Below are 25,736 nucleotides of genomic sequence, written 5' to 3'. Positions count from 1 at the left end.
CACTACTCAATTTTTATACTCTTGAGATACCAAGAACGAAAAACTGATTAAGCCCATTTTTAAGGACTGTGCGCTTGTGTGGGTAACAGGCCGCAGTCCGACAAAGGTCAATCTGATTTACTGCTCAATCAACCTTAAAATTGTTTCCTCTAGGTAAGTTAGATACATATCTAAATAGGTTTCACCATTTTTATCATCTGACAACCAAGGATTCATTAGTGTATGACGTAATACAAACAATGCGTTGTCTTGATATTCAGCCTTTTCAATATCAGTTACAAAAGAGCCTGAGTCTAACCCCAATTTACTGCACAAACTTTGCGCCACTGAGTCATCGATATTTTTTCTAAAAATAGAGGTGTATGAACCAATAAACTCTTTGTTAAACAAGGGAGTCGTTTTCTCAATTTTTATATGCTCGAATACCTTACGGGTAAAATCATTCAATACCCGAGTACTGGTATTTCCAGCAGGGTTTATCGCCAAACAAATCAAATTCGTGTCAGGCTCCATCGGAGTGATGAGCGTTGCCTTGCCTTTTAGCTTGTCACTCAATTCTGATATTTTGTGGTAAAACACTTCGGTCGTCCGTATCGTACTGGCAGGTAATTTGCCAAACTGCTCGGCATTCAATGGCAAAACATTTTGCGCAACATAGCTGGCAGCTGCGGCCGCTCCCGGTTTAGAGCCTTCCATTATATACTGCCCGAGTTGGTTTAGTTTTGGCTCAGGCTCCACAAAGCGGTTCTTTTTATCAAAAACATAAGCGGCTTCTTGCACAACAAATCCACACATATTCTTATTTCTGGCTATAAATGCACCACTACCATAAGGCATGTAACCTAGCTTGTGCGGGTCAACGGTGATTGAATCTGTATCTTTCAGTGCTGCAAAGGCATCGTACACTTTGGCAGACGGAAAATGCTCAAATCCGGCTTTGACTTCATCGTGTGAACGCAGATTGTTCTCTTCATTTCTAAATACAGAAGATAAATACCCACCCCATGCGGCGTCTATGTGAATATAGTAATTAAGCGACTCATCACGGATCATTTCCTCGCGTAAGGTGACAATATCGGAAATGGGATCTACTGTGCCGAATTCTGTTGTTCCCAATACACCTATTACGGCCAATACCGTTCGATTTTCAGACTTTGCTTTGAGTAATAGTAATCTCAGTGCCTCAGGATCAAGTCGCATTTTTTCGTCAGTTGGTACATGCCATAAATTTTTACTGCCGATCCCGAGTATTTTCATCGCTTTTACCCAAGAGTAATGAGCTGTTGCAGGGACTAACACTACAGGTTGTTTTAACTCTTTATGCTGCTCAAAGAAGTCGATATGCCCTTGATGTTCAATGCGTTGCTCTCTCAGTAGTTGGATCAGTTCATCGTACTTGTCATCCCCCATCGCTTTGAGTTGGTTCAAACAGTTCACGCGAATTTGTATCACTTCATCTATTGAGAGGTTCATCAAATCCCATGTTGACATATGATGCAATGAGCGCCCTTTCCCATCAACAAAATCAATATCAGCCAGCTCGCCACAACGTTTTACGGCAAGCGGATAATATTTAACAGAGCGAAACATCCAAAGGCTCTGATAGTTGGCCACTGTGCCACCCGAAGTAAGATGTCCCCATGCAACCGGGCCGTTGCTAGGGTCTAAATTGTAGCCAAACATGGCCGCAAGGTTATTACCAACTTCAAGCTCCATTTTAACTGTAACGGGCGCAGCTTCTTCGGTTACATTGTTTGGGTTATATAAGGCTGTTATAAATTGCCCCAACATACCTGGTAACAACACATCTGATGCCATATGGCCGATGTAACGAGGATTTGAAAATGGCACTGATTGCTTTAGATCGGCACTGAGTTTATGCAGCTCCTGTTTAGTTTTAGCCATGGTTTCAAGGTAGTGAGAAGATTGCTTTTCAAGAATGGAAACCGGTGGCAAATCTTCTGGGTGAAAGCTACGCCGCCAATAAACATGATCACGGAAAAATTCTAAAAATATATCCTCAAATTCATGATTATTTTCACCATAAGAACCAAGGAAATAAGGAGAGAAAAGGCGTATATCCATATTAATTTACTCAAATCTAGATAAAAAACAAATCAGCATACTGGAGCTGTCTGACTACCTTTGCGCCGCCACTCCAACACGCTGTTACACTATGCGTTGCCAAAAACCCAGTCGCCAATTCAACGGCGATACCAAATGTGGCCCCATATAGAATACGTTTCGTAGACAGTGTTATTAATCAGAAAGTTACAGAAGTGATATATATTGATAATTAATTTGAGGTAGAACAAGTTTTAATCAAAAATTCGTTTTTAGTGCACCACATGGTTTTAGAATACCTAGAAGAAACTTCTAGGTATTCCAATCCTATTTACTTAAAAAGTAAAACGCACCGTCACAGAATGGTGGCCAGCTTCTTTTACTTTTACCAGAACTTTAGCCCCATCAGGAATACTCACCGCCGCTGTCAACTTGTTGTCTCCAGCTGAAGTTAATGGCGCGTCAGACTTTTTTCCCCCAGCAAGCACAGTTACTGAGCCGGTTACCTTGGCTGTTGGGTAAGGCTTGCCATGATCGCGCAAGTACACACTTGTGCCAGCTTCTTCGCGGACTAGCTCAAAGACCATTTCATGCTCTACTTTAACTACGCCCCCGTGAAGTGGCTGAGTACTCCCGTGTGCACTGACCAACGGTGCAAAAACAAGGGTTTTTAATGTAAGTAAAATAACGATTATGATAGATGTTTTCATATTTTAGTTCTCATAGTTTTATTAGTAATTTAAAGCAGCAAACTTGGTGGTTGTATAGGTGTTGCTGCACAAACCTGTTTAAACCAACTCGTTTGAATTTTTTCTAAGCCACGCTTTTGTGGGTTTTTTGCCAAACTTCCAATACAGCAATGGAGTCAGTAAAGTATCCAGCAAGGTCGAGCTTATCAGCCCAGAAAAAATCACAATGGCCACTGGATGAAGTATTTCCTTTCCTGGTTGATCCGCTGCCCATAACAGTGGGATCAGAGCAAATGCCGTTACCATGGAGGTCATCAAAACAGGAGACAAACGTTCTTTTGCCCCTCTTATAATGAGTGCTTTATCAAATGACTCTCCTTCAAACCGAATTAAATTAAGGTAATGGCTTATTTTTAAAATACCATTACGTGCTGCAATGCCAGTCAATGTTATAAAGCCCACCACGGACGCAACCGACAGTGACGTAGAGGTAAGCCACATGGCTGTTACTGCACCAATTAATGCCATAGGCAGACTACACATGATAATGGCTGCAAAAGCCCAAGACTGATAACGTAAATACAAAACTAAAAAAATCAGCACAAATGACAAGGCTGACAGACCGATGAGCAGCCGCATTGCTTGTTCTTGGGCCAAAAATTGTCCTTCTAAGCTCGCAAAACTATCATCTGGTAGCGCATGATTTTCAACAACCTCTCGTATAGCAACCATCAATGCTTTTACATCCACATTTTCACTATTAGCATAGAGCACAAGGCGACGACGGCCATTTTCTCTAAGCACTTGATTAGGCCCATCAAGCAGTTGAATATCAGCAATATAGGATATGGGAATGGCTCCGGCAGGCGAGTCAATTAGAGTGTTCGCAAGCGCTTGTGGTGTTCGGCTCGTATCATCTAAGCGCAGTACCAAAGCAAAACGTTTTACCCCATCAATCACGTCTGTTACGTGTGTGCCTTCGGTTAAAACACTTAACTGCCGCAGTGCTGCACCGGGTGTCAGTCCATACTTTGCTAGCTGTTGATACTTTATACGCACGCTAAGCTGAGGAATTAATACTTGCTTTTCAATATTAATATCCACTAAGCCGGGAACAGACTCTAGCTTCTTACTTAAGGCTTGCGCACTTATTCTCAAAGCTTCTAAATCATCACCAAAAAGCTTTATCGCCAGCTGTGCCCTGACACCTGATAGTAAATGATCGAGTCGGTGTGAGATCGGTTGGCCAATTGCAACTTGCCCTGGCAGCACTGACAATTTCTCACGAATTTCTGCCAGTACTTCTTCGCGGCTGCGCGCAGATGAAATAAGATCGACATCAATTTCCGAAGAATGCACACCTTCCGCATGCTCATCTAACTCAGCCCGACCGGTTCGCCTACCTACTTGCGTAACTTCAGGTACTGACAAAAGAATAGACTCAGCCAAATGTCCCATCTTGTTTGATTCTTCGAGCGAAGTGCCCGGCTCAAAAATGACACCAAGCACCAATGACCCTTCATTAAATTTAGGTAAAAAAGCGCGTGGAAACTGAGTAATACTGGCAGCTGAGATCACCGCGACTAAACCTGCTATGGCAATGAACTGAGTTGACTTAGGTAGTGCCCACTCTATCCATAGGCTTTGCATATACTTCAGCTGCGTCACTAACCAGCTATCTCCTTGATGGATCACTTTGGATTTTGGCAGCAAGTAGTAACACAGTACTGGCGTAACAGTCATTGACACCAGAAGTGACCCGAGAATCGCAACGATATAAGCCAAACCAAGCGGGGAAAATAACCGCCCCTCTATACCCGGTAAGGCAAATAGAGGAAGAAATACCAGAATCACTATCGCTGTTGCATATACAATACCCGACCGCACCTCAACACTCGCTTGCCAAACTACATTAAAGATCGGTTTTGGTTCTTGTGATTGTGCATTTAGCTTAAGACGCCTGAGAATATTCTCAACATCTACAACAGAATCATCCACCAATTCACCAATAGCAATCGCAAGCCCTCCCAAGGTCATCACATTAATGCTTTGCCCCAGCCACTGGAATACAAGGACTGTTAAAGCCAACGACAATGGGATAGCAAGCAGCGATATGGCCGTGGTTTTTACCGAGAGTAAAAATAGAAACAAGATGATGGTCACCATAATGGCACCATCTCGCAGGGCTTCAGTGACGTTATCAATAGAAGATTTGATAAAGTCCGCTTGCCTAAAGAGTACTTGTGGCGCAGCCAAACCAGCAGGTAATCCAGAGTTTAGCTCCGCTAATGCTGATTCAATTTGTTTTGTCAGCTGCACAGTATCAGCACTAGGCTGCTTTTGAATATTGACGATCACTGCGGGTTTGCCATTGAAGCCGCCATCCCCCCGTTTTTCGGCTTCCGCGTAACTTACTGTTGCTACTTGTGAAAGTACAATTGGACGCCCTGCTTGCCACCCAACCGCCATGTTTTGTAGATGACTTTCATCGAGAGTTCGACCTTGATGTCGGATCAAGTACTCCTGATTATTCAAGTCGATAAAACCGCCGCCAAAATTCGCAGCAAAGTCTTCCAGTGCACGTTTAAGGGTATCTACATCGATATCAAATTGGCGCATTCGCACAGTATCTGGCGCAACTCTAAGCTGGCGAACTTGCCCTCCAATGGGGATGACTTGAGAAATACCCGGGATCGACAATAGTCTTGGGCGCAATACGAAATCAGCGTATTCTCGTGCCGCCATTGCATTTATACTGCCAGGCTCATTAATGGGTAAAGCGATTAACATCACTTCTCCCATGATAGACGATACAGGCCCCATAACTGAACTGATCCCGTTAGGAAGTTGCTCTGATGCCAAATCCAGCCGCTCCGAAACCAACTGCCGATTTCGATAGATATCCGTATCCCACTCGAATTCAACATAAATGATGGATAACCCGATCCCAGAGGTGGAACGAATACGCGTCACCCCTGTGACACCATTGAGTAAATTTTCCAATGGAAATGTAACCAGTTGCTCAACTTCTTCAGGTGCCATTCCTCCAGCTTCAGTCAGCACGGTAACAACCGGTTTATTCAAGTTGGGAAAGACATCGACAGGCAGCTTTTGCCCTTGTATGACTCCATAAGCCATCATCACAAAAGCGATAAGCAATACTACCAGTCGGTGCTTTAGGCTCGTTTTCACTAAGACATTAAACATGATTGGCTCACCTCACTTGGTTAAGTAGCGACGCACCGGTTACCACTACCCGGTTGTCTGCACCTAACCCTTGAGTTACCAACACAAAACCCGGCTGCAAGTTTTCATATTTAACCAGTTGAGGTAAAAACCGTTCCGCCGAGAGTTTGATCCACACTTGTGGTAAGTTGTTTTGACTACGAACAATGGCATCAGCTGGTAATACTATGCCACGCTGTTGCTCATTTATCGGAGCTTGAATCGTAATTCGTTGGTTAACCAACAGCGCCGGGGCTTCAACCGTTTTTTCGAGTTCAAAGTTAACATGGATCAGCCCGTTTACACGCCGAGGAGTGTGGCCAATATAGTTAAAGTTAAGCGCAGGCTGCGTTATTGCCTTAGCGGTTGTTAACTTCGCAGGTAGATGACTGTCATTAGTGCTCGCTTCAACAATGAGCTGCTCAGGTGAGATTACTTCAAACAGAGTTTGCCCCGCTTCCACCCATTGCCCGCGTGAGACTGCGTGGTTAATCAAAACACCTGAAACAGGTGAAATTAACACTTCGGGTTTCTCGAGGCCTTTTTGCAATGCTTGTGCCTGCTGCTTTAGGCTCAATAACTCGGTTTCTAGCTGCTCTAAAGCTTGTTTAGATGCCAGTTCACCCAGTTTCTTTAAACGGCTCACGTCACGCTTGGTTTGCTCTATGCGATTTCGAATCGCGATTAACTCACTAGTTTGGCTGGCAAGCTCGTAATCGGTATCCTGATATCGAATGAGCCCCAACACATCACCAGCGATTACTTTACTACCACTTGGTAAAACCCCCGCATCTGGTGCATCTAAGCGACCATCGCGGCTAGATTGAATTTTGGCGTAACCAGCTGGGTGAGGCTTTACAATCGCATCTAAACGAACGTGCTTGTCCGCCATAGATTCTGTTGCAAAGTGGGTTCTAATATTGAGCAATGCCTGATGTTTCATTGGCATAATGACTGAACCGTCTGATTGTCGGCCAAGCCCACCATCTGCGCGACTAGCTTTCTGATCTAGGTGTTCGCCATTAGGGCCATGGGCACCGGGTGAAGCCATTACATCTCCAGCTTGCAAGAAAAATGCGCACAATAAAGCGTGTTTTAGTTTCATTATTTACGCTCCTTAAATTGACGACCAATCCAAAAACCGATGACAAACACCATTAACCCAATAGCAATACTCCACCAAGGCGTTTCATGGTGATGTGCTGTGTTGTGATTTTCTTTCACCATGAGAGGCGCTTCGTTTTCAAGGTATGCAACTAACAGGTCACCAAGATCTTCTGTCATGATTGTCAGCACTATTTCATGTGTTCCGCGCTGATTCAGTAAAGTGACTATAGCCTCGTTGCTTAGGCTGTAAGCATTCATTTGCGCAGAGTACGTGGCACTGGCACTTAGGTCCCCAAGCTCTATTTCTATCGAAGCCCCCGGAATTGGGGCATTTGATTTAAAATCATGAAGGTAAATGAGCAGCTGGTTCTCAGATAACTCTCCAACAAGCTCAAACGTTTCAGTGAAACTTTCAAACTTAGGTATATTGGAAACCAAAACTTGCTTTGTGGTATCCAAATGCTCTCCATTTGGACCGTGTGCTCCCGGTGATGCATAAACACCAGATAGAAAAAATAGCGATGAAAATACAGCGAATAGCAATCTATACGCCGTCGGCTGCCAATTTTGCAGCAAAAATATTTTTAAAAACATAATAAATCCAGTAAACGACAAAACCAGCCAGAGCGAATATGCACTGACCGTAACAATGTATTTTTGGATTAAGCCTTAGGGGGCGGTGTCGTATGTTTTAGAAAAGGGGGTGACCAATTAGCACTTAGCGAGACAATCGGGCCAGTTGGTTTAATTTCAGGCTCTGTAACTTGAGAAACTTCGACAATAGCAGTAATACAGCACTCCAAATCTTGGTTAATGTGCTCTACTGCTTCTTTTGTGAACGAAAGGGTAAATTCACCGTCATCTTCATGTTCATGACTGTGTGGTTGTCCTATTTCATGGAGTAAACTATGTTCATCACCTAATGACTTATGCTCCCCTTCATGCACAACGCTTCCGAATACCTGAGTACTCAGAACGCAAAACATGATAAATATGAGAATAAGTTGACGCATTAGTTGAACGATAAGTTTAAATTCTTTTTGATGCTAGCATTGAATTTGCTAAAGCTCAATTTATAAATAGCGGATTTTTAGCTTGAATGTAAATACACCTATTTTATTTTAATGGCTGATAAACTGCCTTCAGCCCCCTTTTTAAATAGGCGACGGTGTTGGCTATGCAGGTATGATAGAAACCAGAATAGCCATTACACCTGCATCTTTATTGAGTTAATTTAGCTTTGATTCAATTGCAATAAATCCCACTTATTTCCGTATAGATCTTGGAAAACAACCACGGTACCGTACTCTTCCACTCGTGGCTCTTCATTAAACAAAACACCATTTGTTTTCATCAACTCATAATCGCGCCAAAAGTCGTTGGTGTGTAAAAACAAAAAAACACGCCCGCCGCTTTGATTGCCCACAGCCAACTTTTGCTCTTCAGAGCTTGCTTGGGCTAAGAGTAAATTAGCGCCGTTCGAGTTAGGAGGCGACACTTGAACCCAGCGCTTCCCTCCTCCTAATTCTGTATCTTCCACCAAGGTAAACTGTAACTTTTTCGTATAAAAATCAATAGCATCATCGTAGTTATCAACAACGAGGGCCACGCTGCCAATTTGCTGCTGTGTAATTTTTGACATAACGGTGTCCAATATTAAAAAGCCAAGTGTAACCTTAAATTACCTTACAAAAAAAGCGTATCCCATTTGCTCGGTTTGCTAATCGATTGCCTTGCGCTCCAGCCAATGAGTACGATTCACTGAATAGCAAATATGGTTCACAAAATGGTCGTACAAATACTCTGCATCTCGTTTAATACCTTTGCGGCTCAACCCCAAGCGTGTCGCAATCGCCTGACTTCTATAATTGTGCTCCGCAATTGACAAAGAGACTTGAGCCAATTGCAATTCAGTAAACGCATAATCCACAAGGTAAGCAACACACGTCGTCGCTATGCCTTGTCCCTGCGACTTCTCTGCTAACCAATACCCAATGTTGGCACAGCGGTTGATTTTATCAATTGGATGATAGCCACACATCCCTACCAGCGAATTATCACTATATATTCCGCCCATAATACCAAGGCCATCATGATACTGTTGATGTGTTGATTGTATAAAAGCTTCTGAATCTAGGTGAGAATTAGTTAAATCGAGCCAAGGAAGCCACTCTTTTAGGTAAGACCTATTTGCCTCGACTAAAGAAAACAGCGTTTGCGCATCTGAAATATCAAGTAACTTAACACTTAACCCACATCTTACCTCGAGTTTAACCACAATTTTTCTCCTTGTTGATAGCACCAAAAATACAAAAAAGAACCCGTATTTAATCAAAAGCGACCGTAGATTCGTTTGTCCCCATAAAAAAACTAACAAGTCAAAGGGCATTTGTGAAGTAGTTACACTAATATTATGAATAATTTATCAAATCAAATAATTAACATACTTTTAAACCCTCTTTTATTCACAAAGCTGTAGACTATGGGCAATAACATATTTCACTAGGTTAGTAATGAAACCATCACTATTATCTATTATTTTAACAGCGACCCTGCTGGGCACAGGCTGTCAACAAACATCAAGCCAGCTGGGCAATACACAGCCCGAAGAGCAAAAGACCATGAGAGTCGCAACGTTCAATGTAAGTATGGAAGCAACCAATTACCAGATTGAAGACAAGCTAGATACATCAGGGAATGTGCTGACTAACGCTCTGAAAAGTGGTGAAGTGCAGCAAATCAACAATATCGCACAGATCATTCAACAAACTCGCCCTGACATTATTTTATTAAATGAGTTTGACTATATTGCCAACCCCGAACTTGGGATTAACTTGTTTAAGCAGCAATATTTAGAAGTCTCTCAAAATGGTTTTGAGCCAATAACTTACCCACACGTATACCTTGCACCAGTTAATACGGGGGTCAAAACACCGTTGACTGGACAAAACAGTAAATTAACGCATTATGGCTTTGGTAAATATCCGGGCCAATACGGCATGGTAGTGCTGTCAAAGTATCCGATAAACTCAAACCAAGTACGTACTTTCCAAAAGTTTTTGTGGAAAGATATGCCTGACAACTTAATGCCTACAAACCAAGACGGCAGTAATTGGTACGCCAAGTCAGAAAGTGAAATCATGAGACTTTCCTCTAAATCGCATTGGGATATTCCCGTGAGAGTATGCGATAAACAGCTCAACGTGTTAGCAAGTCACCCTACTCCGCCAGTGTTCGATGGTCCTGAAGATAGAAATGGAAAAAGAAATCACGATGAGCTTAGACTTTGGAAAGACTATATTTCTGACTCAGGGAATAGCTACATATATGACGACGCAGGTATAACCGGCGGTATTAGCAATCAGTCGTTTGTTATACTAGGCGACTTAAATGCCAGTGATGTAGATGGAGACGCTCATCCAAACGCCATAAGACAATTGCTGACACACCAGAGAGTCAATAATTATGCTGCCCCTGAATCTAGAGGCGGAAAGCTGAATAAACCGCAAAATCCAAATGCAGCCACACACACTGCGCACTGGGGAATGAGAGCAGACTATGTGCTGCCGTCGAGCAATTTAGAAGTGGTCAATAGCGGGGTTTTCTGGCCCGCAACAGATGAACAAGGCATTGAGCTTGTTGCCGATAGAGCAGCCTCATCAGACCATCGATTAGTTTGGGTTGATATCGCGTTGTCATCAATCTGTTCAAAGTAGACTTTGCAAACCGCTGATTGGGCCGACCCAATCAGCTAGGTTTTATTGCTTATGACCTATTGTCCAATAACGACAAAAGTTAAAATCGGTCTGGGCCTACAGGCAAGTGCCAAATTGGGCCTGTAAGATTAAACTGCTCAAATATCTCGGCCGCTTCGGCAACAGACCATTTTGCCCAATCAGAATTGAGGTGATTGCCGTACCACACTTTGGAAAACTCCCAGATATGACTTATCGGCTGTACATCGCCTTGTGCTAACCCGTGGCGCGCGCACCACTGTTCGATAGCAGAATTTGATTCAAACATCAGCATCGTGCTACATGTGTAAATCACATTGTCCCATGCTTTTTCCATTGGGATTGGAAAATGAATATATAAGTCATCATTGATAACATTCCCACCTTTAATTTCGATGTTCACTTGCTTTGATTCACTGCCCAAAGTTGTGGTGATCGTCAAGTCACGATCTAGAAGTGCAGCCGCCCCCAATGCGCACCAAGCACAATTTCCCCACCAGCCATTTTGACCGGCTTGAATCCAAAAATTAGTTGGCGCAGCTGAAAAAGGGTGCATTACCCATATCTCACTGGACACGGGGTGTAATACAACGCCATGATCATCTTGTAGCATTTTGAGTGCATCAATCACATCCTGCCTTGTGACGCCAAAAGCGTTAGCCAGCTTCTCTATCTTTGGTGCTGTCGTAAACTCAACAAAGTGCTTTATAATGTAGTAATGCAAACTTGCAGTGTTTAAATTCATTGCTCTCTCACAACGTGCCTACCGGAAAAACCGGTTCATAAAATTCGTCTACCAGCTTATCGAGTATAAAATATAGTCCAGATTTACTCCTCACCAGAGCCTCATGAAAACACATACCAATGACTTCAGATGACACTTCGAAATACGTCCGCCAACGCTTTATCAATTAGATAAAATGTCACATACAGCTGTGGATATTGGCGGCAAGTATGAACTGCTATTTGGGCAGCCTCTTCATATGGGTAACCATATGCGCCACATGATATTGCTGGAAAAGCCACTGATTGGCAGCCGTTTTTTATCGCTAACTCACATGCACTGCGATAAGCTGACTCAAGTACACTCGCTGGGGTTTGTTCGTTTCTGTATATGGGTCCTGCTGCATGGATCACATATTTTGACCGTAAATTTCCCGCACTCGTGATTCGAGCTTCACCAAACGGACATCGAATACCATTGATTGCTTTAACTTTTCGGCATGCATCCAGCAATCCAGCGCCTGCGGCCCGGTGAATTGCGCCATCAACTCCGCCGCCACCCAACATTTTGGGGTTAGCAGCATTCACAATGGCATCGGCTTCAGAGGAAGTAATATCTCCTATGATTAATTCTATATTGCCGTCTAGTTTCAAACACCTAACCTCACATTTCTATTTCAATCTAAACTTAACGCGCTGCCCTGACCGTATAATCGGTAATCCAACCTATCGACTGGTTATTTCTTACAACACGATACCATTCGTTTGGTTCAAAAAGTACTGTCGACGTTTCATCAACAATATTATTAAACTCGAAGTTATCATAGTCTTGAAGCTAGGTGCTTCAGGAGCCTTTCTGAGCTCTATCAATATACTAAACAGGTGCCCACAATGCGCAACCTACTGTGTTGTAATGAACACCCTGTTAGAAAACTCCTCGTCCATTTTGGCATCTATAATTGGGCAAAAACCCAATCGTTTTCGACGCCATTCACTGTGTCAAGTGAAGATATCTCTTCGGATATATCACCACCGATTAGAGACCGAAACAACAGAATTAAAAAAGCATATTTCACGCCTTCTCCTAGCACTTTTTGTTTTAGTTGCTATTGTAGGCACTATATTTAACTATATAGAAACTTGAAGGGTATTAGATAATAAAAGTAAGAGCATCAATCAACACATACTCTTTTTATAAAAATAAACTGATAGATTTAAACTAAAATCACACTAAAAACATGACAAATCAAATATAAAAAAGCATTTCGCTTTAAACTGTTTTAACATTAAAGCCCCGAGGGGCTTTATTAGATTTGGGCAAAATGACAGTAGCCCCAATTGTTCTTATTGCTGACGAACTTCTAAATTAACTTCAAAACCATCGAAGTCATATGCATCGTTGTCTGTAGCTAGACCAGTCCAGCCACCACCATATGACGCCCATGGCGTATATGTTGCTTCGCCAGTTTCACGTCCACCACGATCCGAGACTCTTAGGCCAATACGGAAGTCACTCAATGAGCGGCTGCTTTGCCATGTACGAGTTTCAATACGAATACGAAATGCATCCGGATCGTGACGATCGGTGTCAAATGCCATGCCAGACCAACCGCCCCCCTCACTTGCCCAAGGAGTATATTGCCAAAAACCAAAGTCACCGCGACCATTCCTGTCCGCAGCTTGAATAGCGATACGGAAGTCTCTGTTGCTTGGAATATGATTGAGGATTGAAAGGTGTAACTTCAATGCATCCGGATCGTATGCATCTCTGTCTACAGCCCACTCCGACTGTACATTAGAGCCAGCTGAAAGATACTTAGTATATTCAACTCGGCCAGGATCTCGGCCACGATCGTCTAAAGCCTGTAAACCAATACGAAAATCGTATTTTGAACTACCGCTGGCAGTTACTAATTCACTGTAAGCGTCTGCCATAGCAACCGTTGATAATCCGCAACCAACTAGAAAAGTTGCAGCAAATTTTTTGAGTTTTATTTAAATTTCCTTTTATTAATTAATCACACTCAATTGGCGCGAGAAAAATATACGATATATAATATATATTTGTAAATATAGTGAAAATATAAATTCCGAAAAGTAGGAGTAAATAAAAATATCGATAAAAATACATTACACAATCAACAATATTGCATTGTAAACAAATAAGGCTGCATTTAATTTGTTTCTCAATATTCCTTTACCGGGTATATTGCCATTTTCACACAATTAATTAAGGAAGGAACAACGTGCGCGTGAGGTATAAATTTATAAACTAAGCTTGGCTAAAAAAGTCCCATATTTTCTTTCCAACCGGTCCCAATACCTTATCATTCTTTTTGGCGATGTACGCTGGTACCACCATTTCCTCACAACAAGGCAGCTGTATTAACTGGCCAGTAGATATTTCATGTTCAATTTCATGAACAGGAATTCTCCCCCAACCGAGTCCACTTCGAATAAGCTCTTTTTTGGTACTGTGATCTGAAACGTACCACTGTATCCCGTTTTCCAAAATACCAATATTCTTGCCTGATTTATAACTGGCTTTTAACACCACTTGCGGAAAGCGAGCTAAATCAGACACTGATATTAAATCAAGATCCGCTGGAAACTTGGTTGAGACTAAAACAGGTAGCCGAAAGGTATCAATGTGCTTATAAACAACTTGCTCATTCTGCTGCAAACTACCATAAATACCTAGGTCTACCTTATCGTCCAACAACAACCTTTCTCCAGAAGAAGTTTCCACTTCCAAGTTGACCACAGTATGGGGAAATTCAGACTTCAAGACTGTTAATAGTTTTATTAGCCTGTTCATCGGGAAGATAGAACTAACGCCAATACGCACCTCAGTTTCAATTTCGGAATTCATCTGCTTGGCAAAGTGATCAAACTGCTGCACCTGCCCCATCAAATACTGAATTTTCTGTAGTAGCAGTTTGCCGTCACGAGTTAGAGAGGGTCGGTATTCGTTTCGGTCAAAAATTTCAATGCCGTAATACTCTTCGACTTTTTTCACCGAATAGGACACGGCTGAACGCGCTTTAAACAGTCGTTCACTGGCTTTTTTGAAGCTGCCTTCTTGGTGGATCACGTAAACAACGTGAATATGTTCTAATGGGATCATGTTCAAATTATATGAACATCTTGATTAAATATCTATTCTTTTTTAGACCATTGGTTAGGCGTATAGTGAAAAACAGGCTGGCCCCCCCATTAACTCACTAACCAAAGGTACACACATGAAAGTTTTACTAATCGGTGCATCTGGCACCATTGGCTCTGCGGTACATAACGCACTGTTACCTCAGCACGAGGTGATCACAGCCAACCACAGTTCCAATAGTGACATTAAAGTAGATTTAAATGACCACCAATCGATTAAAAACATGTTTAGCAAAACCACAAAAGTTGATGCGATTATTTGCACCGCCGGGAACGGGCAACTTAAACCATTGCACCAACACAGCGATGAAGATTTCACCAATGTGCTGCACAACAAATTAATGGGTCAGGTTAATGTGTTTCGATTTGGCGTTAAGTATTTAAATGAAGGCGGCTCGGTCACCCTAACAACGGGCCGCGCGCATCGCGAGCAAATCCCAGGTTCCTCGAGTATCGCAATGGCAACAGCGGCATTAGAAGGCTTTATCAGTGCAGCGAGTATTGAGTCGAAAAACATTCGTTTAAATGCAGTATCACCAGCTCCCGTTCAGGAGTCCTTAGCAAAACTTGGATTTGAACTGCCAAATGCAGTGTCGGCATCTGACACTGCTAAAGCCTATCTCGATGCGCTCAACGGCACCTTTCATGGTCAGATAATCCAAACATCTGATTATTCGAACTAGAGGAATACCGCAATGCCAAATACCTACCCTGAAGCCATGCCTCATAGTGCGATAGAGCAAATTTTTCCTGATGTTTTTATGGTAAAAGGCAGCATACAAATGGGCCCCGGTATACAAATTAGTCGCAATATGATCATTTTGCGTCATGAAGGTAAATTAACTTTGGTCAGTGCAATACGCCTCAATGAACAAGGATTAAAGCAACTTTCAACACTTGGAGAAGTAAAGCACGTAGTGAGATTAGGTGCATACCATTTAGGCCATATGAACGGGATAGATGATGAGTTTTACCTAGATTGTTTTGATGCAAATCTTTGGCTTTTACCGGGTATGAAAACAGTCGTACCCAATGATAAAGTCAGCTTAATGACTGAAGCGAATTTGCCCATGCCTAATATAGAACTATTTGTCTTTGACAGCTCGCCGATGCCTGAAGGCATACTATCACTTACTCAGGGTGATGGCGTGATCATCACAGCAGATAGCTTACAGAACTGGCGCGTTGCTGACGAGTATTTCAGCCCTCAAGCCAATGCTATGTTAAGCAAAGCGGGTTTTATAAAACCTGCGAATATAGGCCCTGAATGGAGACGTGCTAATTCGCCCAGTTTTGCTGATTTTAAACAAGTTAAACGGTTGCGATTTAAACACCTGCTACCTTCCCATGGTACACCATTATTAAACACAGCTAAGCAAGACGTGAGCGCTACTATTGCCCATTTATACTGTCATGAGGATAACAATGCATAGTCGCAATATTGGTACTGAATTTCCATTTGAGTCAAAGTTCATCAATGTGAATGGGCATAAAATCCACTATGTGGAGCAAGGTAAAGGCGACCCAATACTATTTATTCATGGAAATCCAACTTCATCTTATATTTGGCGTAATATCATGCCTTATATGAGCGGCCATGGCCGTGCCATTGCCGTTGATTTAATCGGTATGGGTAGATCAGAACAGCCAAATATTGACTACGGTTTTCGCGACAGCTATGACTACTTACAAAAATTCATATCCGCATTGAACTTAACCAATATCACACTGGTCGTGCAAGATTGGGGCTCGGGGTTGGGTTTTCACTACGCCAACTTACACCGAGATAATATCAAGGCCATCGCTTTTATGGAGGCCATGTACAAACCAATGGACTATCAAAGGTTAAACCTGGGAGAAAAACTGGCGCTGAAGGTGATGCAATCTAAGCTTGGCAGTTATTTTATTTTTGGCGTAGCAAATAGTTTCATCACCCAAATGCTACCAAATTGGACCGAGCGCGAGTTAACGGACGAGGAAATGAGGGAGTATAAAGCGCCCTATCCAACCATTCAAAGTCGTAGAGCCATCCAGCGTTTCCCCGCAGATGTGCCCGTAAATGGAATACCTGAGCACACAGCTAGGGCAGTTCAAAACTATCATGACTGGCTGACCAAAACAGACCTGCCAAAAATCTGTTTTTATGCAGAGCCTGGCATGTTGATCCGAAGCGAGGACGCTAAATGGATTTCGGAGCACTTTCCCAATACCACAATGGTCAAACTTGGAAAAGGGACCCACTTTATTCAAGAAGATTATCCCCACGACATAGGTCAACATTTGGCGAATTGGTATCAGCAAATAAACGTGACTTAGGGCCATGAGTATAAAAAGCCTTTCACTTGTTCGCTGCGATAAATGTATCTTAGCAAACATTTGTAAAGGCTCTTTATACGCTTTTAACAAAAATATCGAAGCAGCGCTTAACTACCGAATAGTCGTTGTTTTAAAACGTCATCACTTGGGCAAGTTAAACTCAAAGCTTGATTAAATTCATTTTTAGATAGCACCCGGCCATGATGTGATGAAACATATTGAGCCACATCTACCCTCACCGATTGAAGCTTTTTGTTTAGAGTCTCAGTGCGATAATATACATCGCGACTCGGCCAACTATTGGGTGAGTGAAAGCCTCGTGCCAAGCTACTGCCAAACATGTCTTCAGCAAAAAGAATCTTCTGTTCAGGAAGGTATACCACCAAATTGTGGTCCGCATGGCTACTTGGCACATCAAACACCTGTACCTTGTCATTGGCAACCTTTAACGCATCTCGCACCAAGGTCAACCTGCTGGAGTCAATCGGTATACTTAGGCTCGCCTTTACTGCATTGACATGTTGAGGAAGCATCAATAATTGAGCGCCATGTTCTACTACCTCTGAGAGCCCCATCAAGTGGTCGTCATGATGGTGAGTGACAATAAAATGTGAAACCGGTTTTTGCTCTGCGGTAAATTGATGTAGTTTTTCCAATCGTTTTTGCCACGTAAATTTATCTCCGGGCATTTGCCATGCTCCCATTGACACGTATGACTTGCCAATATCTGCAAATAGCGTGAAGCTCCACCCCTGTCCAACTAAAAAGACGCCGTCGGCAAGCTGATTAACACTGGGTTGCTCAAAATCTAGATATGCCACAGGCTGACGGCGTTTGTACTTGGCAGGCATTAATTCAGCTAAAGAAAGGGGTAGCTCCATTGTCAAACTTCGCTCGGTGACATGCGCAATTGGATGCTGTTCACGGCTCACCATCACCTCAGTTGCCCATGTAATACCAATACGATTCTTTGTATGTACTAAAAAGTCATACCGTGTTGGCTGCTCACCTGCTTTACGGATCACCCTAGATACCAACCCTGAATCAGTATTGATGAAAACAGTGTGTAGTTCGTTATTTTGTTGATACTTGAGAACATCATGGGCTTGACCATGTATATACGCCACCCCCTCGCTGCTAACTTGCTTCTTGTGCTTTGCGAGCTGTTTGACAATTAGCGTGTCGACGCCATGCTCCATGCCCAATCCAACTGAATTCCAGTGTAATCGTTCGCTAGGCTGAAAGGTTTGCAAACAGTGATCAATGTATGCGCCTTTGCCTTCGATAAAACGCCTATCTAGGGTAACCAGAGTATGATAACCATAATTACCAAGTAAGTTCTGATCACTTCGCTTAAATACTTTGTTCTTATTAACAAAGTCGATGTTTAGTTGCTGATTGTATTTATGCAGCACAATACCATGCGCGCCCTCCCTTGCATGACCGGATTGTCCCTTGGTATAGCGTAGTTGCTGTTCTTTTATGCTTAACTGCTGCATTGTCATCAATGCCTCAGCACCGTATGCCGATACAGCTCTCTCAATTGCCTTGCTGGCGATTTCATCAGCAATAGAATGCTGGCTATAAAAAGCCAATAAACCACTGGCAATATACTGAAAGGCGGCCAGTTTTTTGAGCGACTTATTCGAAGAAAGTAAACACATAGCATGACTCCTTAACTTGTGTAAAATCAAAGTCTCTACTGTGCGTCGGGAGGCAAAGAGTACAACAATGGCACGCTGATGAAATCATGATGAATAACTGATATCTATACTTTACAATAGGTTATAAAAAACACCGTGCTCGACAGCAACAAATTATATTCATATACTCGTGCATATTCAGAGCCGCAGTCTTAAATTTATGCCATCACCACAGCGTTTTTTTATTGAAGATCACCTCATTGATTTATCACGTTCAGAAATAATTAGTGCAGACCAAAGTGTTAAAGTAGAGCCGAAGGTTTTACAAGTGCTTCTCTTACTTGCACAAAACGCACAACACGTGGTGAGCCATCAAGACATCATGGAACAAGTTTGGCAAGGCACTGAAGTAGTCCCTAATGCACTTCAGCGTTGTATCGCACGTCTGCGTAAAGTACTTGGTGACGATGCTAAATCGCCACGGATCATTGCGACACATCCTAAAATTGGGTACCGATTGATGACCGAAGTACGCTGGGATATGGACACCCCCTCGCCAAATACTGTGAACAAGCAGTTTTTAGTGTTACACAATAAACAGCTCGTGTGGGGGATATTGGGTGGCATGGTATTGCTAACTGGGCTGCTTATCCTGATAAACTCCGCGCCGCAAGCCCTCAATATCAAAGCATTAAAGCAATTAACCTTTACTGACGCGTTTGAAAGTGAAGCTACATACAGCCCGGATGGACAATACATCGTATTTAACCGCCATGTTCAATCCTGCCAAAGCCATATTTGGGCGAAAAACATTCAATCAGGCGTTGAAACACGCTTGAGTGCCGACGCAGGGTTTTATCGCGACACACGATTTACTCCGGATGGCCGCAGTGTGATCTATACAAAACAGCGTGATTGCACCCAACAACACACGCAAAGCCCAGAGCCTCACCAAGCTAATTGCTGGCAAATTAACATGCTAGACTTTGCTGAGTCATTAGTAGCGCCGCAAGTATCTTCGGTACGCTATCAATGCCAAGAAAGACCCATAGAGCGACCCATCGCACTGGCGAATCACAACTACACCTTTTTAAGCACACTGCAAAACCGACCTGCCTTAGTTAACTACAATGCCATAGACCAAAAGATCAGGGCAGTCTTCACCTCATCAACGGACTCAATTTACACCTATGATTACGCGCCACAGCACAATTACTTTGCTGTACTCTATTATACCCAGCAACGCGAACACGTTTTAGCTATTCTCGATTCGAAAGGCAAAGTGACGCAGCAAAATCCTGTTGAATTGGATGACACTGACACTGGAGAAGGTCCGCTCTTTATACGTTTCTCATCAACGGGTGAGTCGCTTCTGGCAATAAAACAAGGCAAACTCTATCAGCTAAGCTTAGAGGGTAAGCTTACTCCATACAACACCACAGTTCAGGGAGTTGTCAGTGCTCAGTATCACCCTAAAAGCAGCCATATTCTAACTATTGCAGGCAATAAGGATACTGATATTTCGCATATTCCTCTTTATGAACCTCCCTCAGCGCCTACACAGAATGGAATAAACCAACATGTTCAACCTTACCCTAGCTTCGCGCGCTCTAAGAGTCGGGAGAAGTTTGCAAAGTATCAACCTCAGGGTGAGCTTATTGCCTTTGTTTCTGCTCGCAGTGGCCGTGATCAAATCTGGTTATGGGATGGCAAACAGGCGACACAATTAAGCCAGTTTGTCGGTCATATTGAAATTGAACAATTAAGCTGGTCTCCTAGCGGGAAAAAAATCGCGGTAGTGAATGATGGAAAACTTAACATCATTGATTTAAAGGGCAAGATCCTAGAAGTCGACACAAAAATACCACTGACACAGGTACTAAGCTGGCATCATGCCTCGCGCCTACTTGTGACCTCCACACAACCATCTAGAGACACATTGTGGGAGCTCGATATTGACACCTCTGATCTTACTCAGTACCCGATTTCAGATGTTAAAGCCGCTTGGGTCTATGAGCAAAATCTCTATATTAGTAACTTCGAAGGTCGTGTTTTTAAGCAAGCTCTGAACTCAGAACCACAAAAGCCGACACCGATACCGACACTCAATGGCAACAGTTTAGTATTACACCAAGACCAATTTTATAGTTATGACAGCCGCTCTGACTACCTGTCTATGTATGACTTAAATGGCGAGCTGCTCAATCGATTAAAACCCCTCAAGCCATTTGCTTGGAAAATATCGGATGTCAAAGGCCAGCAAATGCTACTTGAACAGTTGATTGAACTGAATCAGGATATTTTTGAGCTTAGCCTGTAAGTTGCACCTTAACGGATAACGTTCTTTGCCCAAGTTATTGATAAGGCTAACTCTTTACTCTGTTGGTATTAATTATTGGCTTAAAAGCGACCTAGAAAAGCCTAGTCTAACTTGGGTTTTCAGCAGTACTAACAGCCGACGTAACTAAACGTTCACTCTTCTCCCCATGGGCGTTACCAAGCATATCGTGTAAGCACATCACACGCTGTTTTTTTATTGTACCACTACACCTACAGACACTAAATCACATGGTTGAGCATTCGCCTTTTTCACGCCTTCCTTTACTTACTCTTGGTAAAAAGGACTGATAAATAAAGATAATTGACTGAGATAGAGTGCATCAACTAGGCCACACTGAATTCACTACTTTCTTGTTTCGAAATCCTGATTGAACCAGTCTAAAAATCTAAAAGGAACGCAAATATGGGTAAAACACGAGTTGTCCGTGTGATTAGGCGTGCTAAAAAATCCACTTCAACCAAATCCAAAAAGATCTCAAAACAAGGTGCTACTTCTTCATCAAATACTCTAATCGACTTAGAAGTCGATATCGACCCGCAATACCTTGATGAAGAGTGTTGGCTGTATTGCCTATGTCATCAGGAAATATCCAAAAACTAACAATTGGTCCCCACCTCACTTAGCATTGAATATGGAGAAAAATTATGAGTAAAAGCACGATTACGGAGTTAACTTATAAGAATCGACACTGCGAACTCGACTCACATGAAATAAATGCAGAAACATTTAAGCGACTAACGAAAACGGCAAAGAGTGAGAAAGATATCACCACCATGTTCGATGCGCAGTTCAAAGACGGTGAGTTTTATTCACTGCAAATGGTCAAGTCAAAAAAACATGACAACAGCTGCGCTATCTTGGTCCGTGGAGCCTTATTTTCAGAACGAGATAAAGGTGGTAAAACAACCACGAATAGTCTCGAAACTTACTCAAATAAAAACATTGCAAACTACGAGGGCACCTCCGAATACAACAAAACACTGATGGGAAAAACCTTGTTCGATGGCGGTGACTTTAACAATATCATCAAAAATGGCGCAACGATCCGAGGCAAGGTTGAGCATAAAGACTACGCAGAAGCCTTGGCCAAAGATATTGAAGTCCTTGCGGATGAGTTTGAAGTCTTTATGAAGTGGGAGTTTCCAGCGCTAGAACAAGCGCTATTAAAGGCTAGTGTCACCCCGGTTAAAGGGGACGAAATGAATAAGTTCCTGCCTATATATTTTAATGATAAAAAAATCATGCCTTCGGAAGGTGATTTTCCCCTACATTTAGCAATGTATAAGTATCGCACGGGGCTGGCATCAGTCGAAGCCATTAATGCTGTACTAAAAAGCGTTGGTTTTGAAGATGCTGACTGGCCAACGCTTGTTAGCCTACATCCACACCAAAAGGTGCTAAAGGATAAAGCTCAATGGCTATTAAATAATGCCATTCGTCTGCTAATTTTTGCCGACAAAATAAAACACTATCGACAATTAGAGAAAATGGATACGCCCTCATTAGCCAAAAAGCTAGCTGCTTGTTTCTTGAAAATACTCGCTGGCGTTTCTGCCGTATTTGGTGGCGCAGCCGTGGTTGCGACTGCCGGCATATCTTTAGCAGGTTCAGCCGCGGTCAATGCGGCGTTGGGCTACTACGCAGAAAGATTACTGTCCAATAACAGCCAGACCTTGCGTAATATTCTCGACACAGTCCCATCAATTTTTGCAGTCATTAATAATTATATACTCGCGCGATTTAAAGAGGCTGAACTTACGCTTATAGCAGATTACAACAGTGCAAAAGCGCTGTGTCAGGCCCACGCGGTTAAAACAAAAATACGCGCCGCTTTGGGGGAATCCGAGAAAAAAGAGCAATCTGCTTTAGACAAAGTACTCGCGCAAGCACTCTCTAAACCGGATGCCAAAGAAGCACTGACAAACGCACTACTTGCGACTGTATCCGATGCAAAAACCCCTGCAAAATTACAGTTTGACCAAGAAAACGTTACCCTATAACTGCCTGCAATATAAATGAACAGGGTTAATGGGCTAGCTCAGCGTGAGCGGCCCTTTTTTGCTAGAAAGCCATGTCACTATGGTACCACTTCCATTCAATTACTTGCTCTCTCAACATAGTCTTTTATATCTTTGAGGTCCCTTTGAATTTCTTTTATCAATGAATTTAAAACGAAACGATTCATAATTTTGGACAGTAATTTTGCAAGAAATGTTTGTGGCTCAGCTTTAAATGACATGGTTAGTGTTGTTACCTCGTCTGACTCATTTATGCTTAATTGAGATAAATACACTGCACCGTGGCTTTCAGCCCTTACGCAATAGTGGTCATTTTCAATAGAGTTTGTTATCCACATAATTTCAGACGCTTCTTTACCACAAAAATTGCGAACTTCTTTCCATTTCAATCCATTGATACCACTTTCAGGACTATCGATAATTTCTATACTTTTTATATTTGATAGCCAGGTCGCTGCATTTTCTATATCGGTGATCACCGACCAAACTCTCATTTTAGGACTCTTGATGTCTATACTTTCAGATATTTGCATTGCTGATTAGCCTCTACTGTCGCTCCACCATTGAATACTTTTAGGTATTTACACGCTGCGTTTAGACACACCACTTCATTAAGTATATGAATAAAATGCGGTGACACAATTTTGAGTCGCAGTTTAGTCATACCGACAGGCAAAATTAAATCTTCTTGGCGATTATCAGCCTGTACGACTGTCGACATGGGTTGTATATGGAGGAAGGCTTTGAGTCTATATATCTACTCAAATTACAATAACTTAATTATCTTATTAAAGAAATTGCAATTTGAGCATTGTAATATCACTGTAGACCCGCAAACAATTAAATTGGTCTCACTGTGCGCAATGTAACTACTTAAGGTACTCTGGTTGAGTAACTATTTGAATAAAAATCGCTTGGGGTTTGTCGTCAAAAGCCAATGACACAGCTTCCGCAGCAGCATGCTCCAGTTCTGCCACCGTTGTTTGACGCACGTCATTTGAAAACACGATTAAAGTGACTTGTTGAAGCGTCCCATTGACAATGCTATAACCAAACTTAGACTCCCAGCCATACTTTGATTTTATGTGTTGCTCTGCCAATTGTTGCTTTTCCAACATGCCGGATATAGACCCACCTATATCGCACCCTTGCAATAAGATAAGCATAAGAAAGATTGCAATAACACTTCGCATAATTGTTCCCTTAGATTTACTACAATGTGATTTTCGAGTTCTGCTCAGTTAAACACCAAATCTATCGTATTTTTGGTGATGTAGATGTCTATTTTTATGTTCACTTCTTGAAATTGTACCATTATAAATTGCGAACTCTAGTTTGATACAATTAGGGAGAGCATGTACATACCAAATGCTCAGACTATCCATAAGAGATTAGAAATATAAAGGAAAAGCTCAAATACGTATTCTTACCCTTATATTGAACGCTTATTTCCCATCAATTGTTCAGCTAGCTTGCGATTAAATTTGTCTTGATCTGTTGCGTTCGGCCAAGGCTCGGACATGACCCAACTAGGTACTTTCCTTTTTAGTTTAATTGAAGCAAAAACAATATAAAGCAAAACCTGGGTATCAACAGGGTCTATCTTATTTAGTTCTAAAGCCACTTGCAGCGCAGTATCGTATTGTTGCTGTACCAGTGACTCATGATAGTGCCTATTTAACTCGTTCCACTGCTTACTGATTGCTTGTGTATAACTCGTATAGCTCAGCAAAAAGATGAAAATCATAACTTTGCTCATATTTTATCTTTCCTATGTGTGACCACAGCAGCTTCGGACTAAGTAAAGCTCAATCATATTAATACAAAATGCAATAGCCCCACTGAGAGTCATTGAAGACCTATCATCAGCATAGACTTTTATGTTTTTGATATTGTTTTGCTTTCTTCGAATAGTACTCAGACACTCTCAACTAGGTGACTTTTCAGATCCTATCCACTCGCGATGATATGGCATAGGGAATAACAAACTGCTTTGATTAATTCGCCCACAGATTCCATTTTACTATTCAATAAGTTTAAACTTTTCAATCCTGTAAAAGCACTCATCGTCAATAACGTGCTTGTCCCAATCCACTTCAATTAGCTCGGGAAAGCCATACTCTGAATGGTACTTTATTTCTATACTCGACGCCTCATAGAGCCCTTTCGATGCAGCTTCAAAAAACGCCTCAATCACCAGCCTATCCTCCTCTGGCGCGGCCTTTTCAAAAAATGTGTTGCCGTCAATCACTACAACTTTGGAAACAATCGAGTGCATGCACCCTGCATAGGCTGTGTAACTATAACTCACCGGCTCCTTGTGCAACCAAATACTCTGTTGCTTTTTAACCCTGTCATGTGTTTTCCCTGTTATTGAGTGGTAGGCAATAACCCAAAAACTAAACACAATTGCAGTAACTGCACCGAGCACAATACAAATTAAATAAGGGTTTCGAGAAAGAGATAATTGCATAGTGCACCTTATTATTATCATTTTTTTCTTACTGCCTTTCATTCCTGCGCGAAGTTATTCAGTTTCGCTGCGGTCGATACACAAACAACTTTTATAAAAATATACTTGATTGGATAAAAGTGCTCAATCTCGCGTTTCAGAATATAAGATATTAAGTCATACCAAGTGATTTCAAAGGTTTTACCTCGCTGTATTGAGTGGCTAGCAATCCGCGGAGAACACAACAAAGCTATCAATA

General features: G+C 42.2%; 25 protein-coding genes. 7 read left to right on the top strand and 18 right to left on the bottom strand.

The annotated features are described in order from the left end of the window. Positions 1 to 117: 117 nt before the first annotated feature. The 8 genes from J8M00_RS05570 to J8M00_RS05535 form a co-directional block, all read right to left on the bottom strand. On the bottom strand, positions 118 to 2,085 hold the full coding sequence (locus J8M00_RS05570) for a pyridoxal phosphate-dependent decarboxylase family protein (protein ID WP_211009348.1): 1,968 nt from the start codon (positions 2,083 to 2,085) through the stop codon (positions 118 to 120). A gap of 314 nt (positions 2,086 to 2,399) precedes the next feature. Beyond that, a complete protein-coding gene (locus J8M00_RS05565) occupies positions 2,400 to 2,774 on the bottom strand; it encodes a hypothetical protein (RefSeq protein ID WP_211009347.1) in 375 nt (124 codons plus the stop codon). Between the two features lie 78 nt (positions 2,775 to 2,852). Continuing rightward, positions 2,853 to 5,960, bottom strand: coding sequence for an efflux RND transporter permease subunit (locus J8M00_RS05560; RefSeq protein ID WP_211009346.1), 3,108 nt, complete (start codon positions 5,958 to 5,960; stop codon positions 2,853 to 2,855). A gap of 7 nt (positions 5,961 to 5,967) precedes the next feature. Then, positions 5,968 to 7,083, bottom strand: a complete 1,116-nt coding sequence (locus J8M00_RS05555) for an efflux RND transporter periplasmic adaptor subunit (RefSeq protein ID WP_211009345.1) — start codon at positions 7,081 to 7,083, stop codon at positions 5,968 to 5,970. Beyond that, positions 7,083 to 7,679, bottom strand: coding sequence for a hypothetical protein (locus J8M00_RS05550; protein ID WP_211009344.1), 597 nt, complete (start codon positions 7,677 to 7,679; stop codon positions 7,083 to 7,085). Before J8M00_RS05550 ends, J8M00_RS05555 begins: the two co-directional genes overlap by 1 nt. Positions 7,680 to 7,747: 68 nt before the next feature. Further along, a complete protein-coding gene (locus tag J8M00_RS05545; protein ID WP_348772542.1) occupies positions 7,748 to 8,032 on the bottom strand; it encodes a hypothetical protein in 285 nt (94 codons plus the stop codon). 287 nt (positions 8,033 to 8,319) lie between these two features. Continuing rightward, entirely contained in the window at positions 8,320 to 8,727 is a 408-nt protein-coding gene (locus J8M00_RS05540) for a VOC family protein (protein WP_211009342.1), read from the bottom strand. Between the two features lie 78 nt (positions 8,728 to 8,805). After that, a complete protein-coding gene (locus tag J8M00_RS05535) occupies positions 8,806 to 9,363 on the bottom strand; it encodes a GNAT family N-acetyltransferase (RefSeq protein ID WP_211009341.1) in 558 nt (185 codons plus the stop codon). Between the two features lie 235 nt (positions 9,364 to 9,598). Between J8M00_RS05535 and J8M00_RS05530 the strand changes: the two genes are divergently transcribed. Then, complete coding sequence (locus tag J8M00_RS05530) at positions 9,599 to 10,801, top strand: endonuclease/exonuclease/phosphatase family protein (protein ID WP_211009340.1); 1,203 nt, start codon at positions 9,599 to 9,601, stop codon at positions 10,799 to 10,801. A 79-nt stretch (positions 10,802 to 10,880) separates the two neighbouring features. Here the strand turns inward: J8M00_RS05530 and J8M00_RS05525 are convergent, their stop codons facing one another. The 5 genes from J8M00_RS05525 to J8M00_RS05510 all read right to left on the bottom strand — a co-directional run bounded on the left by J8M00_RS05525 (position 10,881) and on the right by J8M00_RS05510 (position 14,669). Further along, positions 10,881 to 11,564, bottom strand: coding sequence for an alkylmercury lyase family protein (locus J8M00_RS05525; protein ID WP_211009339.1), 684 nt, complete (start codon positions 11,562 to 11,564; stop codon positions 10,881 to 10,883). Between the two features lie 125 nt (positions 11,565 to 11,689). Then, positions 11,690 to 12,196 carry a macro domain-containing protein gene (locus J8M00_RS05520; protein WP_247687234.1) on the bottom strand — a complete coding sequence of 169 codons (507 nt, stop codon included), beginning with the start codon at positions 12,194 to 12,196 and terminating at the stop codon, positions 11,690 to 11,692. Between the two features lie 299 nt (positions 12,197 to 12,495). Then, positions 12,496 to 12,618 (bottom strand): hypothetical protein, encoded by a 123-nt coding sequence (locus J8M00_RS28415; protein ID WP_282099758.1) that lies wholly within the window; start codon positions 12,616 to 12,618, stop codon positions 12,496 to 12,498. A 268-nt stretch (positions 12,619 to 12,886) separates the two neighbouring features. Beyond that, the gene (locus J8M00_RS05515; protein ID WP_247687233.1) at positions 12,887 to 13,477 is read right to left on the bottom strand and encodes a hypothetical protein; all 591 of its coding nucleotides are present in this window, start codon (positions 13,475 to 13,477) and stop codon (positions 12,887 to 12,889) included. Positions 13,478 to 13,814: 337 nt separating this feature from the next. Next, complete coding sequence (locus J8M00_RS05510) at positions 13,815 to 14,669, bottom strand: LysR family transcriptional regulator (RefSeq protein WP_211009338.1); 855 nt, start codon at positions 14,667 to 14,669, stop codon at positions 13,815 to 13,817. 115 nt (positions 14,670 to 14,784) lie between these two features. Between J8M00_RS05510 and J8M00_RS05505 the strand changes: the two genes are divergently transcribed. Genes J8M00_RS05505 through J8M00_RS05495 form a run of 3 tightly spaced genes read left to right on the top strand, consistent with a single transcriptional unit; the run spans position 14,785 to position 17,023 of the window. After that, positions 14,785 to 15,390, top strand: coding sequence for a short chain dehydrogenase (locus J8M00_RS05505; protein ID WP_211009337.1), 606 nt, complete (start codon positions 14,785 to 14,787; stop codon positions 15,388 to 15,390). Between the two features lie 12 nt (positions 15,391 to 15,402). Next, positions 15,403 to 16,140 (top strand): hypothetical protein, encoded by a 738-nt coding sequence (locus J8M00_RS05500; RefSeq protein WP_211009336.1) that lies wholly within the window; start codon positions 15,403 to 15,405, stop codon positions 16,138 to 16,140. Beyond that, entirely contained in the window at positions 16,133 to 17,023 is an 891-nt protein-coding gene (locus J8M00_RS05495; protein WP_211009335.1) for a haloalkane dehalogenase, read from the top strand. The genes J8M00_RS05500 and J8M00_RS05495 overlap by 8 nt, the downstream gene beginning before the upstream one ends. 107 nt (positions 17,024 to 17,130) lie before the next feature. Here the strand turns inward: J8M00_RS05495 and J8M00_RS05490 are convergent, their stop codons facing one another. Next, on the bottom strand, positions 17,131 to 18,687 hold the full coding sequence (locus J8M00_RS05490; RefSeq protein ID WP_211009334.1) for a hypothetical protein: 1,557 nt from the start codon (positions 18,685 to 18,687) through the stop codon (positions 17,131 to 17,133). A 199-nt stretch (positions 18,688 to 18,886) separates the two neighbouring features. Here J8M00_RS05490 and J8M00_RS05485 point away from each other — a divergent pair, with 199 nt between their 5' ends. The 3 genes from J8M00_RS05485 to J8M00_RS05475 all read left to right on the top strand — a co-directional run bounded on the left by J8M00_RS05485 (position 18,887) and on the right by J8M00_RS05475 (position 23,007). Continuing rightward, complete coding sequence (locus tag J8M00_RS05485) at positions 18,887 to 20,986, top strand: winged helix-turn-helix domain-containing protein (RefSeq protein WP_211009333.1); 2,100 nt, start codon at positions 18,887 to 18,889, stop codon at positions 20,984 to 20,986. A 423-nt stretch (positions 20,987 to 21,409) separates the two neighbouring features. Then, positions 21,410 to 21,607, top strand: coding sequence for a hypothetical protein (locus tag J8M00_RS05480; RefSeq protein ID WP_211009332.1), 198 nt, complete (start codon positions 21,410 to 21,412; stop codon positions 21,605 to 21,607). A gap of 44 nt (positions 21,608 to 21,651) precedes the next feature. Then, the gene (locus tag J8M00_RS05475) at positions 21,652 to 23,007 is read left to right on the top strand and encodes a hypothetical protein (protein ID WP_211009331.1); all 1,356 of its coding nucleotides are present in this window, start codon (positions 21,652 to 21,654) and stop codon (positions 23,005 to 23,007) included. Positions 23,008 to 23,102: 95 nt separating this feature from the next. Here the strand turns inward: J8M00_RS05475 and J8M00_RS05470 are convergent, their stop codons facing one another. The 4 genes from J8M00_RS05470 to J8M00_RS05455 form a co-directional block, all read right to left on the bottom strand. Continuing rightward, positions 23,103 to 23,558 (bottom strand): SRPBCC family protein, encoded by a 456-nt coding sequence (locus tag J8M00_RS05470; protein ID WP_211009330.1) that lies wholly within the window; start codon positions 23,556 to 23,558, stop codon positions 23,103 to 23,105. A 336-nt stretch (positions 23,559 to 23,894) separates the two neighbouring features. After that, on the bottom strand, positions 23,895 to 24,218 hold the full coding sequence (locus tag J8M00_RS05465; protein WP_211009329.1) for a hypothetical protein: 324 nt from the start codon (positions 24,216 to 24,218) through the stop codon (positions 23,895 to 23,897). 239 nt (positions 24,219 to 24,457) lie between these two features. Then, positions 24,458 to 24,784, bottom strand: a complete 327-nt coding sequence (locus tag J8M00_RS05460) for a hypothetical protein (RefSeq protein ID WP_211009328.1) — start codon at positions 24,782 to 24,784, stop codon at positions 24,458 to 24,460. A 264-nt stretch (positions 24,785 to 25,048) separates the two neighbouring features. Next, on the bottom strand, positions 25,049 to 25,498 hold the full coding sequence (locus J8M00_RS05455; RefSeq protein ID WP_211009327.1) for a DUF6174 domain-containing protein: 450 nt from the start codon (positions 25,496 to 25,498) through the stop codon (positions 25,049 to 25,051). Positions 25,499 to 25,736 lie beyond the last annotated feature (238 nt).

It is taken from the genome of Pseudoalteromonas luteoviolacea, from assembly GCF_018100925.1.
In the GTDB taxonomy this organism is placed as follows: Bacteria; Pseudomonadota; Gammaproteobacteria; order Enterobacterales; family Alteromonadaceae; genus Pseudoalteromonas; species Pseudoalteromonas obscura.
The sequence above is the reverse complement of the archived record's forward strand: the minus strand, read 5'-3'. Positions and strand labels throughout refer to the sequence as shown.

Bases quoted from the DNA above. Each gene is read 5' to 3' on its own strand.
- J8M00_RS05570 (WP_211009348.1), bottom strand. From the start codon at position 2,085: ATGGATATACGCCTTTTCTCTCCTTATTTCCTTGGTTCTTATGGTGAA.
- J8M00_RS05565 (WP_211009347.1), bottom strand. From the start codon at position 2,774: ATGAAAACATCTATCATAATCGTTATTTTACTTACATTAAAAACCCTT.
- J8M00_RS05560 (WP_211009346.1), bottom strand. From the start codon at position 5,960: ATGTTTAATGTCTTAGTGAAAACGAGCCTAAAGCACCGACTGGTAGTA.
- J8M00_RS05555 (WP_211009345.1), bottom strand. From the start codon at position 7,083: ATGAAACTAAAACACGCTTTATTGTGCGCATTTTTCTTGCAAGCTGGA.
- J8M00_RS05550 (WP_211009344.1), bottom strand. From the start codon at position 7,679: ATGTTTTTAAAAATATTTTTGCTGCAAAATTGGCAGCCGACGGCGTAT.
- J8M00_RS05540 (WP_211009342.1), bottom strand. From the start codon at position 8,727: ATGTCAAAAATTACACAGCAGCAAATTGGCAGCGTGGCCCTCGTTGTT.
- J8M00_RS05530 (WP_211009340.1), top strand. From the start codon at position 9,599: ATGAAACCATCACTATTATCTATTATTTTAACAGCGACCCTGCTGGGC.
- J8M00_RS05525 (WP_211009339.1), bottom strand. From the start codon at position 11,564: ATGAATTTAAACACTGCAAGTTTGCATTACTACATTATAAAGCACTTT.
- J8M00_RS05515 (WP_247687233.1), bottom strand. From the start codon at position 13,477: ATGGCAGACGCTTACAGTGAATTAGTAACTGCCAGCGGTAGTTCAAAA.
- J8M00_RS05510 (WP_211009338.1), bottom strand. From the start codon at position 14,669: ATGATCCCATTAGAACATATTCACGTTGTTTACGTGATCCACCAAGAA.
- J8M00_RS05505 (WP_211009337.1), top strand. From the start codon at position 14,785: ATGAAAGTTTTACTAATCGGTGCATCTGGCACCATTGGCTCTGCGGTA.
- J8M00_RS05500 (WP_211009336.1), top strand. From the start codon at position 15,403: ATGCCAAATACCTACCCTGAAGCCATGCCTCATAGTGCGATAGAGCAA.
- J8M00_RS05495 (WP_211009335.1), top strand. From the start codon at position 16,133: ATGCATAGTCGCAATATTGGTACTGAATTTCCATTTGAGTCAAAGTTC.
- J8M00_RS05490 (WP_211009334.1), bottom strand. From the start codon at position 18,687: ATGTGTTTACTTTCTTCGAATAAGTCGCTCAAAAAACTGGCCGCCTTT.
- J8M00_RS05485 (WP_211009333.1), top strand. From the start codon at position 18,887: ATGCCATCACCACAGCGTTTTTTTATTGAAGATCACCTCATTGATTTA.
- J8M00_RS05480 (WP_211009332.1), top strand. From the start codon at position 21,410: ATGGGTAAAACACGAGTTGTCCGTGTGATTAGGCGTGCTAAAAAATCC.
- J8M00_RS05475 (WP_211009331.1), top strand. From the start codon at position 21,652: ATGAGTAAAAGCACGATTACGGAGTTAACTTATAAGAATCGACACTGC.
- J8M00_RS05470 (WP_211009330.1), bottom strand. From the start codon at position 23,558: ATGCAAATATCTGAAAGTATAGACATCAAGAGTCCTAAAATGAGAGTT.
- J8M00_RS05465 (WP_211009329.1), bottom strand. From the start codon at position 24,218: ATGCGAAGTGTTATTGCAATCTTTCTTATGCTTATCTTATTGCAAGGG.
- J8M00_RS05460 (WP_211009328.1), bottom strand. From the start codon at position 24,784: ATGAGCAAAGTTATGATTTTCATCTTTTTGCTGAGCTATACGAGTTAT.
- J8M00_RS05455 (WP_211009327.1), bottom strand. From the start codon at position 25,498: ATGCAATTATCTCTTTCTCGAAACCCTTATTTAATTTGTATTGTGCTC.